The 9,514-nt window shown below is 69.1% G+C and carries 10 protein-coding genes; 7 read left to right on the top strand and 3 right to left on the bottom strand.

Annotation, left to right across the window (positions count from 1 at the left end; genetic code table 11):
• Nucleotides 1-242 precede the first annotated feature (242 nt).
• The 3 genes from M1E25_RS19590 to M1E25_RS19580 are packed head-to-tail and all read right to left on the bottom strand — an operon-like array spanning nucleotide 243 to nucleotide 2,941.
• Complete coding sequence (locus M1E25_RS19590) at nucleotides 243-1,820, bottom strand: site-specific integrase (protein WP_251417438.1); 1,578 nt, start codon at nucleotides 1,818-1,820, stop codon at nucleotides 243-245.
• A gap of 12 nt (nucleotides 1,821-1,832) precedes the next feature.
• Nucleotides 1,833-2,510, bottom strand: a complete 678-nt coding sequence (locus M1E25_RS19585) for a hypothetical protein (protein ID WP_251417436.1) — start codon at nucleotides 2,508-2,510, stop codon at nucleotides 1,833-1,835.
• The gene (locus M1E25_RS19580) at nucleotides 2,507-2,941 is read right to left on the bottom strand and encodes a helix-turn-helix domain-containing protein (RefSeq protein WP_251417434.1); all 435 of its coding nucleotides are present in this window, start codon (nucleotides 2,939-2,941) and stop codon (nucleotides 2,507-2,509) included. The genes M1E25_RS19585 and M1E25_RS19580 overlap by 4 nt, the downstream gene beginning before the upstream one ends.
• Nucleotides 2,942-3,122: 181 nt before the next feature.
• On the opposite strand from M1E25_RS19580, the gene M1E25_RS19575 reads away from it, so the two are divergent.
• The 7 genes from M1E25_RS19575 to M1E25_RS19545 all read left to right on the top strand — a co-directional run.
• The gene (locus M1E25_RS19575; protein WP_251417432.1) at nucleotides 3,123-3,350 is read left to right on the top strand and encodes a helix-turn-helix domain-containing protein; all 228 of its coding nucleotides are present in this window, start codon (nucleotides 3,123-3,125) and stop codon (nucleotides 3,348-3,350) included.
• Nucleotides 3,347-3,631 carry a helix-turn-helix transcriptional regulator gene (locus M1E25_RS19570; protein WP_251417430.1) on the top strand — a complete coding sequence of 95 codons (285 nt, stop codon included), beginning with the start codon at nucleotides 3,347-3,349 and terminating at the stop codon, nucleotides 3,629-3,631. The genes M1E25_RS19575 and M1E25_RS19570 overlap by 4 nt, the downstream gene beginning before the upstream one ends.
• A 14-nt stretch (nucleotides 3,632-3,645) precedes the next feature.
• Entirely contained in the window at nucleotides 3,646-4,119 is a 474-nt protein-coding gene (locus M1E25_RS19565; protein ID WP_251417428.1) for a DUF6907 domain-containing protein, read from the top strand.
• Between the two features lie 95 nt (nucleotides 4,120-4,214).
• Nucleotides 4,215-6,923, top strand: a complete 2,709-nt coding sequence (locus tag M1E25_RS19560) for a bifunctional DNA primase/polymerase (protein WP_251417426.1) — start codon at nucleotides 4,215-4,217, stop codon at nucleotides 6,921-6,923.
• 249 nt (nucleotides 6,924-7,172) lie between these two features.
• Nucleotides 7,173-8,771 carry a DEAD/DEAH box helicase gene (locus tag M1E25_RS19555; RefSeq protein ID WP_251417424.1) on the top strand — a complete coding sequence of 533 codons (1,599 nt, stop codon included), beginning with the start codon at nucleotides 7,173-7,175 and terminating at the stop codon, nucleotides 8,769-8,771.
• Nucleotides 8,772-8,786: 15 nt separating this feature from the next.
• Nucleotides 8,787-9,041 carry a hypothetical protein gene (locus M1E25_RS19550; protein WP_251417421.1) on the top strand — a complete coding sequence of 85 codons (255 nt, stop codon included), beginning with the start codon at nucleotides 8,787-8,789 and terminating at the stop codon, nucleotides 9,039-9,041.
• Nucleotides 9,038-9,514: hypothetical protein (locus M1E25_RS19545; protein ID WP_251417419.1), on the top strand; the 477-nt coding region annotated here is incomplete at its 3' end. The genes M1E25_RS19550 and M1E25_RS19545, both read left to right, overlap by 4 nt.

The following is a 9,514-nucleotide window of genomic DNA, read 5'->3' as shown; positions in this document are numbered from 1 at the left end:
CAACCAATGGATTAAAAGTCTGCGTCGGTGCCATGGGAGCCTAGTTGATCTCCCTGGATGCCGTCGGCTTCCGTCGGGCCGTGTGGGCATATGGCCTGGTCAGCAGCCGTCCCCTCACTCACCTTCATCGGGCCCTGTCGGGTTTCGTCGGAGCGCGTTGCCGGGCGTTCGGGCCAGCAGCGGGCCAGCAGAAAGGCCCCGCCACCTGCGATGACGGAGCCTGTTCGTTCGCTGGACCCAGATTACTCGGCCGGTGCGACCACGTCACCCCTGCGCGCCCGGGGCACCAGCGCTGCCGCCCTCTCCGCGATGGCCTGGTCCACCTCCGGCAGCAGCGACGTGTACGTGTCCGACGTCAGGGTGATCGTCGAGTGCCGCAGCGTCTCCTTGATCGCATGGAGGTCGCCGCCGCCCGCGTGCATGAGCGTCGCCGCACCGTGCCGCAGATCCCGCAGATTGATCGGTGGCAGGTCCGCGGCCGCACACAGCCGGCGGAAGGCGTCCGACACCGTCTCCGGGTGCAGCCAGCTTCCGTCCTCCTGGACGAACACCTTGCCCGTGTCCATCCAATCGAGCGTCGCCTTGCCTGCTTCCCGCTCCTTTGCGGCCCGCACGTTCCAGGCATCCCGCTCCGCCAGCTGTCGTGCCCGGTGCTCACGCAGGACCTGCACCGTGGCGCTGTCCAAGCCGATGGTGGCCGCACTGCCGTCGGTCTTCGGCTCGGTCTCGACCGGCGTCCAGCCGTCGACCACGATCTCCTTGGCGACCGTCAGCAGCTGCTTGTCGAGGTCGACGTTCGACCAGTCCTGCCCGACACCCTCGCCGCGCCGCAGGCCGCGGAACGCGATTAGGTGGAAGAAGGCGTACAGCCGATCGCCCTCGGCCGCGTCGAGGAAGGCGCCGAGCTGGTCCGGAGTCCAGACCATCACCGGCCCGGGCTTCTCGCCCGTCTCCCGCCATCGAGCCACGCGCTCCTCGGTCCACAGCAGCGGCTTCGGCCGCCGGCCACTGTCGAGCTCCACGTGCTCCGCCGGGTTGAAGGTGATGAGCTGCCGGGAGATGGCCTTGTTCAGCGCGGCCCGCAGAGTCGAGCGGATCCGCTGCCGCGTTGCCGCGCCGGCGGTGCGCCGGAACGGCGGCATGGCCGCCAGCTTCCCCCGCTCGGACGCGAGTTGCTCGCGCTCGGCTGCCTTCGGCACCCCGGGCCGGCCGCGGGTGCAGCGAGCGACCTGGTCGCGGCGGGCCTGGTTCTCTGCGGCTACCGTCTCGTTCTCGTCGGCGATCGCGTCGAACATCTCCTGGACGTGGCCGACGTTGAGGCGGTCGAGCCGCAGGTGCCCGAGCCGGGGCTTGAGATGCACCCGAACGTGTGATGTGTATCCCGCGGTTGTCGTCGCCCGGGTCTTCTTCGTGGCGAGCCAGACGTCGAGCCACTCCCCCACCGTCATGCGGCCGTCCAGCGGGACGCCGACGCCGAGGCGACGGGAGACCTCGCCGGGTTCCGGGATCGGAGCCCGGCGCGTCATCACGTCCTGCAGGAGGTCGCCGACGCGCTGCTGGGCATCGTCGTCGTCGCCGGCCAGGTCGAGGATCGCCCGGACACGGTCGAGGTCGGCCTGCGCTTCCTTCACGCTGCCGTACCCGGTACGACGGAAGGCCCTGCGCTTGCCGTCTTCGCCAGGGGGCAACTCCTGGCGGAGAGCGGGGCGGCCGTGGTTCTTCTTCGCCGCCTGCGGACAACTGGAGCCCAGCAGCCTGCCGTCCGCGCCGCGGCACTCACACCGCTTCGTTACACCACCACCGCGGCGGCTACTGGGCACCGATGCCCCCCTCTATGCCGAGGATTGGACGAGGCGCAGGTGTCTGCCAGTCTCGAGCGTGAAGGGTTCTCCCTTCCGCCCGCTGACAAAGCCCCGCGCATACGCCTCAATGATCCCATCCTCTTTGGCGGCTTGCAGCGCTGCAACCGCCTCCCACAGGGAGGACTGCTCAAGCCTCATCTCGAGTTGGGCAGTGCGAAGCTCGCTCTGCTGCACTTCAATCTCAAGCTGGCTGACCCTGGCTTCGTTGGCCGCGATGAGCAGTTCGGTGTTCCTCTGGCGTGAGAGACGCACCTCAAGCTCTGTCTCCAGTTGGGACTTGAGGCGCTCGCTCTCCGCAACCTCGGTACGCAGCTGGGAAATGTAGGTTTCCTTCGCGGCAATCTCAGTCGCCCTCTGGGAATTGAGTAGCTGAAGTTGCAGAGTCTCGGCTCGGATTCGGGCGATCTCGGCCCGCTTCTGGTGAACGATCCACCGCAGGACCAGGGCTTCTACTCGCAGAGCGACCTCGATGAGAACGGCCAGGGCGGCAGACACGAAGGAGATGACCCACCCGCCGTCGAAGGCGAGGGCGGATATCACCCCGACCATTGATGCTGCGGCCGCCGCGTACTGCACGAAGTTCATCAGGGCGAGCCGAAGGCTCACACACACGCGCTTGGATTCAGCCCCGTCTACTGCGTCGTTCATGCGCTCCTCCTGAAGCCAGAAGTGCCGTGGTCGCCTTCGATCAGGACTCGGACCATGGCCTCGAATGCGTCGATCTTCTCGGCGGAAACGATGCCGAGTTGCTCAGCAACGTCTCGCGGATTCAAGGGTTTCTCGGAGACAACCGGCCGGGCCAACGACTCCTCGGAGACGATGCCCGACTCGATCAGCATCTGGGACACAGGCACGCGCAGCGCCTTGGCGAGCGACTCGAAGAAGCTGGTGTCCGGGATGGTCAGACCGGCGAGCATCCTGCTGACGCTCGCATGGGACATGCCGGCCCGGGTCGCCAACGCCTTCTTGCCGCCACCGCGGGGGCTGTCGATGTCGTAGCCAGCAGCGCGCGCAGCGCGGGCGGTGTATGCGCCAAAGCGTTGCGCTCTGGTGGGGGGCTCGCTGTGGTCGGTGGTCATACGTACACGCTAGCAAGTAACCACGTGCGTGCCTAGGAGAACCTTGGACACCGCGAACGGTGCACCACGGGCAACGCTCGAGACATAGCGTCCTCACGAGTACCTTGTAACCCGGATCATCGCCGTGTAGCGTACTTGCTAGAACGAACGTAACAGCGTCGTTCCGAGCAAGGAGAGATCTATGCCCAGCTTTAGCCTGCGCAGCGAGCGCCTGCGTGAGGCTGCCGCAGCGAAGGGCGATCACAGCTTCTACAAGATCGCCAAGCGCACCGGCATCGCCGAATCGACGCTCTCCCGCCTCCGTCGCGGCATAGCCAGCCCGGCCGCCGAGACGCTGCTGACTCTGGCAACGACCTACGGGCTCAGCGTCGAGGAGCTCGTGGACCAGCAGGCCGAGGTGGCGGCATGACGACCGCGACCCGCCTGAAGCCACTCAGCGTCGACGAGGTCCGGGCACTGCCCGCGATGCCCACGCTGCCGCAGGCCTCCGCAGCGTGCGGCATCTCCCGCGAGACGGGCTACGAGCTGGCCACGCGCGGCGAGTTCCCCATCCCCGTCATCAAGCTCGGTCGGTCCCTCAAGGTCCGCCACACAGACCTCCTGGCCTTCCTCGGCCTGGAAAACGGCGACGCCGTCGGGGCGGCATCCCCAACGGCGTCAGTCGAGCGCACCACGTCCACCAACAAGTAGAGAAGAGCACGCTCATGAACCAGCTTCCCACGATGGCCGCAGCGCCGTCGACCCCGGCTGACCAGCACGAAAGCGGCGCCCGAACCTGGGCCCGGCAGATCCGCGGCGGCGGCCAGATCATCGAGACCTGCCCCGCCTGGTGCACCGACAGCCACCACCTCGACGTCGAGCGTGCCAGCTCCCTCGACGACCTGACCCACGGCGACTACTTCGACGGCCCCGAGCTGCCCGTCTTCGACGCCGAGCAGGGAACCGCCCCCGTCCAGATCCTCGCCGGGCGAATCAACATCGACCCGTACTCCGAGAACCCGAAGCGGCGCACCCCGCACATCCACTTCGAACCGTTCATGGACGAGGTCATGGAGTGCCTCGGCCCCGACGAGTTCGGCGCCGTCATCGCCCAGATACGCGCCCACTGCGACCGGCTCGACGAGGTCCACGCCCAGCTCCTCCAGGTCCGCGCCGAGTGGCCGGAGAGCACGGCGTGACCGACCAGAACGACGCTGCGGCGGCCGGGCCTGTGCCCGGCCGTCCGGCCGCACCGCACACCTCTTCCTCCAGCCCAACTCAGGAGCCACCGCTCGTGGACAACACCGCCTCGGACGACGCCGTCACCGATGCGCAGGACCTCCGGGCCGCCGCCCGCGAGCTCCACGACGCCGGCCTGTGCGTCCTCCCCATCAAGGCCGACGGCACCAAGCGCCCTGCTGTCGCCTGGATGCCGTACAAGGTCAACCGCAGCACCCCGGACGAGCACGACACCTGGTTTGGCGGCGCCCGGCCCCGTGGCATTGCGGTCGTCTACGGCGGCGTGTCCGGCAACGTCGAGCTGATCGAGTTCGAAGGCCTCGCGATCGCGGAAGGGCTCCTCGACGAGGTCACCGAGATCATGCAGGCGTCCGGCCTCGGCGAGGAATGGAAAGCCATCCTCAACGGGTGGGTGGCCGAGTCGCCTTCCGGTGGCCGGCACTACCGGGTGCGCGTCGAGGGGGGCCAGGTCCCCGGCAACACGAAGCTGGCCAGTCGCCTCGCCCGCGAAGAGGAGTACACCCCCGAGGACCGGCAGAGGATCGCCGAAAAGCCGACCGCGAAGATCATTCGCGTTCTGATCGAGACGCGCGGCGAAGGCGGCTACGGCCTCGTCGAGCCGTCCTGCGGCCCCGTGCACGCCAGCGGCAAGCCCTACGTCCGGATCGCCGGCGGGCCTGGGTCAATCCCCACGATCGACAGCGAGGTCATGGCGGCGATCCGCGAGGTCTGCCGCATGGTCGACGCACTGCCCAAGCAGGAGACCACCAAGACCGCCCCCCGAGCTCCGCAGCCCCTCCCTGGCGGCGGGCTCCGGCCGGGCGAGGACTACGAGGCCAAGACCGACTGGGCCGACCTCCTCGAACCCGAAGGCTGGACCTTCGTCTACCAGCACGGCAGCACCCGATACTGGCGGCGCCCCGGCAAGAACCGTGGCGTCTCCGCCACGACCGGCCGCGCCTCCGACCGCGACCGGCTGTACGTCTTCAGCACCGGCACCGAATTCGTCTCGGAGACCCCGTACAACAAGTTCGGCGCCTACGCCCTGCTGCACCACGGAGGCGACTACAAGCAGGCCGCATCGGCCCTGCGCCGCCAGGGCTTCGGCTCCGAACCGCCGCACCGCCGCGTCGACGTCGTACCGCAGCAGTCCGGACCGTTCACCGACGGCTCGTCGGCTCTCGACCCGGACGTCGACCCGGACGTCGCCCCGGACGTCGCCCCGGGCGAAGCCCCCGACTTCGAGGCCGGCCCGACCCTGCGCGTCGTGGAGGCGGCCCGGCCCGAACTGGACATCACCAACGAGGCCGACGCCATCGACGGGCTCCTCGCCATCATGGCCGCCGAGCAGCTCCCCGACCTCTACAAGCGATCCGGCGGCCCCTGCTGGGTGTACGAGGACGACCAGGGCAACCCGCTCGTCAAGCAGCTGGCCGCGGACAACCTGCGCGCCTACCTCGCCGACCACGTCACCACCTATCAGGTCGTCGCGGACCCCCTGACCGAGGGCACCAAAGAAGTCCGCGAGCTGCTGATGCCGAAGACGTGCGGAACGATCCTCGGCCGCAAGGACTGGCCGCTGCTCCCTCTGCGCGGCATCGTCACCTCACCGGTGGTGCGCCCCGACGGCTCCCTGCTCCAGGCCCCCGGCTACGACAAGGCCACCGGCCTCTACCTCCAGCCGCGGGTCAAGCTCCGGCGCCTGCGCCCCCAGGTCACCAACGACGCACTGGAGAAGGCCAAGGAGATCATCCTCGGGCAGATGCTCGCCGACTTCCCCTGGAAGGAACCGTCCGACAGGGCGCACTTCCTCGGCGCGCTGCTCACGCCGATCCTGCGCCCGTACTTCTACGGCACCACGCCGATGTTCGTCTTCACCGCGACCACCATGGGGTCGGGCAAGAGCCTGCTCAAGGACATCTTCCTGTACCTGTTCGGCATCAGCGAGACGCCGTGGCCGGAGAACGACACCGAGCTCCGGAAGTCCATCACCACGCAGCTCTACACGACCGGGCAGCCCGTCGTCGTTCTCGACAACCTGCCGAACGGGTACGTCATCAAGTCCCCGATCCTCAGCAGCCTGTTGACCGCCGAGTACTGGGGTGACCGCGTGCTGGGCAGTACGAACTCCGTCACCATGCCCAACGACCGTCTGTGGATCGCCACCGGCAACGGCCTCCGCACCGGCGGAGACAACGGTCGGCGCGTCGTCTGGGTCCGTCTGGACCCGGACTGCCCCAACCCCGACCAGCGCGACGGATACAAGGTCGGCGACCTCCGCCCCTGGCTCCGGGCCAACGCCTCCACCGTCGTCGCCGCGCTCGTCACCATGGTTCGCGGCTGGCTCGCGGCCGGCGCCCCCACCGTCCGGGTCCGCAAAGGCGACTACTCGGAGTGGGCCAGCATGCTCGCCGGGATTCTCAAGTACCTCGACGTGCAGGGCTGGATGGCCGACCGGTCCGACGCGACCGAGATGGATGACGAGACCCTGGAGTGGTCCGCGTTCCTCACCGTGTGGCGCAGCAAGCTCGGTGGTGCCCCGGTCACCACCGGCGCGGTCCTCGGCTCCGTCGCCGACCACACGCCCCGCCAGAAGAACGGCGAGCTCCCGTCCGCCAACGTCCTCGGCGGCTGGCTCAAGGCCAGAGACGGCCGCTACTTCGGCACTCACAAGGTCGTCCGCGTCTGGGATGCGCACCGCTGCCAGAACACCTGGCGCGTGGATGTTCACCAGGACCGCGGGACCGGGCGGGACGAGTCGTGACGGCAACCGCGACCTGGTCCGACGCAGGGAGTGCAGGGACCTGGCAGGGAGGCATGCAGGGACCCGCGAAGGTCCCTGCATGCCACCTGACCTGGGGATTCGCAGGGAGGCAGGGACTTGCAGGNNCCTGCAAGTCCCTGCCTCCCGGCAAAACAACAGGTCAGAGCAGGTTCGGAGGGTTTGTGTCCTCCCTGCGCTGCTCCCTGCGGCTCCCTGCAAGTCCCTGCGTGACGAACCGAGGTGACTGCTATGCCTGAAACGCTCCCTCTGCGCGACTACCAGCGCGCGGCCATCGACTCCCTCCACGCGGGCTGGCAGGCCGGCGGTGTCCGCCTGGCCGTGCTCCTGCCAACCGGCGCAGGAAAAACGGTGGTCTTCTCCCACCTCGCGGCCGAGCAGCGCGCCCGAGGTATCCGCACTCTCGTCATCGCGCACCGGGACGAGCTGATCCAGCAGGCTGCCGCGAAGATCCGCGCCGTGGCCCCGCACCTCGCTGTCGGCATCGTCAAGGCCGAGCGCGACGAGGTCGACGCGGACGTGATCGTGGCCAGCGTGCAGACGCTCGCCGGCGAGCGACGCCGCTCGGCGATACGAGGGATCGGCCTGGTCGTCGTCGACGAGGCCCACCACGCGGCCGCCCCCACCTACGTCGAGGTGTTGCGCCACTTCGGTTGCTTCGACCGCACCCCGGCCGCCGGGTTCACCGCCACCATGCAGCGCGAGCAGGGCGGGCTCGGCGCCGTGTGGGAGGACATCGTGTACCGCCGCGACATCCTCGAGATGATCGCCGACGGGCACCTCGTCGACGTGCGGGGTAAGGCGGTCAAGGTCGCCGGCCTCGCCCTCGACGACGTGAAGGTGCGTCACGGCGACCTGCAGGACGGGCAGCTCGCGCAGCAGCTCGCCGACTCGGGGGCCGCCGACGTGGTCGCCGACGCGTACCTCGAGCACGCCTCGGACCGGCGCGGCATCGTGTTCACGCCGACGGTCGACAGCGCCAAGTCGATGGCCGAGACGATGAATGCCCGCGGCCTGCGCACTGCGACCGTGTGGGGCGACATGCCCCGCGAGGACCGGGCGACCGCGCTCAACGCGTTCGCCGACGGCGACGTGCAGGTGCTCAGCAACTGCATGGTGCTGACCGAGGGGTTCGACGCCCCGTGGGCGTCGTGCGCGGTCATCGCCCGGCCCACGCAGTCCTCGGCGCTGTACGTGCAGATGGTCGGCCGCGTCCTGCGCCCGTGGCAGGGCAAGCAGGACGCCCTGGTGCTCGACGTGATGGGCGCCTCGACCCGCCACAAGCTGGCGTCCCTCGCCGACCTCACCAGCCGCGAGCTTGACGAGGTTGCCGAGGATCGGACGCTCGGCGAGGCCGCGGCCCGCGACGAGGAAGAGCGGGCCCGCCTCCGCGGCGGCGTTTCCTGGCAGGACGTGGACCTGTTCCACAACTCCAGCATCCGCTGGCTGCAGACCCGCCGCGGCACCTGGTTCATCCCGGCAGGCAACGACTCCCTGTTCCTTGTCCCCGGGGAGGAGCCGCAGACCTACCGGATCCGGCTGTGGGAGCGGGAGATGGGCGCCCGGGTGCCGAACCCGGACAGCGAGTACCCGCTGGAGTTCGCGATGCGCTGGGCGGAGATCTACGCCCGTCGCCGTGCCCCGCAGCTGGCCAACAAGGGCGCCCGGTGGCGGTCCGGGCAACCGTCCCCGAAGCAGGCGTCGTTCTGCCGTCGGCTCGGCATCCGGGTCCCGTCCGGCGCCACCGCAGGCGACGTCTCCGACCTGATGGACGTCGCCCTCGCCTCCAACCGCATCGACCGCTGGGCCGACACGGCCGCCGCGGCTTAGAAGAAGGAGATCTTCATGGCCTCTCGGCCGAAGGCCTCGACCATCACGGACGAACAGCTCGACGCCCTCTACGAGCGGCTGGACAAGATATCCCGGGCTCTCAACCGGGCGGACGCCCAGGTCGACGACTGGGCCGGCGACAAGACACTGGTGACCCGAGGCGCAGCTGCTGAGCAGTTCGGCATGATGCTCGAACTCAACGGCTGGGTAGAGAGCTCGGCTCGCCCTGCCGTCTCGGTAGACGCCGCGAATTCGAAGGCCACGGCGTGACTGCGACCATCCCGGCAGCCTCCGGTGATCACCTTGGCGGCGCCGCCAAGGTGATCACCGGGGCTTCGGCCCCACTCGTCATAGGGCTGGACCTCTCCCTCACCTGCACCGGTGTCGCCGGCGCCGAGTGGGTCGACTACATCCGGCCGAAGAAGCTCACCGGCCACCCGCGGCTGGACTTCCTCGTCGACCAGGTCGCCACGTTCATCAAGCGCGCCGACCTCGTCGTCATCGAGGGACCGAGCTTCGGTGGCGGCGTCGCCCACCGGCACGAAGACCTCGCCGGGCTGCGCGTCATGATCCGTCACGCCTGCTGGCGCCGCGGCATCCCCTACGCGCTCGTCCCGCCGTCCTGCCGGGCGCTGTACGCGGCCGGGAAGGGCTCGGCCTCCAAGGGCGAGGTCCGCACCGCCATTGCCGAGCGGTACGGCATGGAGTGCGACGGCTTCGCCCGCTACCGGGTCTATTCGCAG

Source organism: Streptomyces meridianus (genome assembly GCF_023703325.1).
GTDB lineage: Bacteria > Actinomycetota > Actinomycetes > Streptomycetales > Streptomycetaceae > Streptomyces > Streptomyces meridianus.
Note: the sequence above shows the minus strand (reverse complement) of the source record. Positions and strands in the feature narration are given on the sequence as shown.

What these genes read in the sequence shown, in the direction of transcription:
- M1E25_RS19585 (WP_251417436.1), bottom strand. Translation starts at nt 2,510, where the DNA reads ATGAACGACGCAGTAGACGGGGCTGAATCCAAGCGCGTGTGTGTGAGC.
- M1E25_RS19580 (WP_251417434.1), bottom strand. Translation starts at nt 2,941, where the DNA reads ATGACCACCGACCACAGCGAGCCCCCCACCAGAGCGCAACGCTTTGGC.
- M1E25_RS19575 (WP_251417432.1), top strand. Translation starts at nt 3,123, where the DNA reads ATGCCCAGCTTTAGCCTGCGCAGCGAGCGCCTGCGTGAGGCTGCCGCA.
- M1E25_RS19570 (WP_251417430.1), top strand. Translation starts at nt 3,347, where the DNA reads ATGACGACCGCGACCCGCCTGAAGCCACTCAGCGTCGACGAGGTCCGG.
- M1E25_RS19565 (WP_251417428.1), top strand. Translation starts at nt 3,646, where the DNA reads ATGAACCAGCTTCCCACGATGGCCGCAGCGCCGTCGACCCCGGCTGAC.
- M1E25_RS19555 (WP_251417424.1), top strand. Translation starts at nt 7,173, where the DNA reads ATGCCTGAAACGCTCCCTCTGCGCGACTACCAGCGCGCGGCCATCGAC.
- M1E25_RS19550 (WP_251417421.1), top strand. Translation starts at nt 8,787, where the DNA reads ATGGCCTCTCGGCCGAAGGCCTCGACCATCACGGACGAACAGCTCGAC.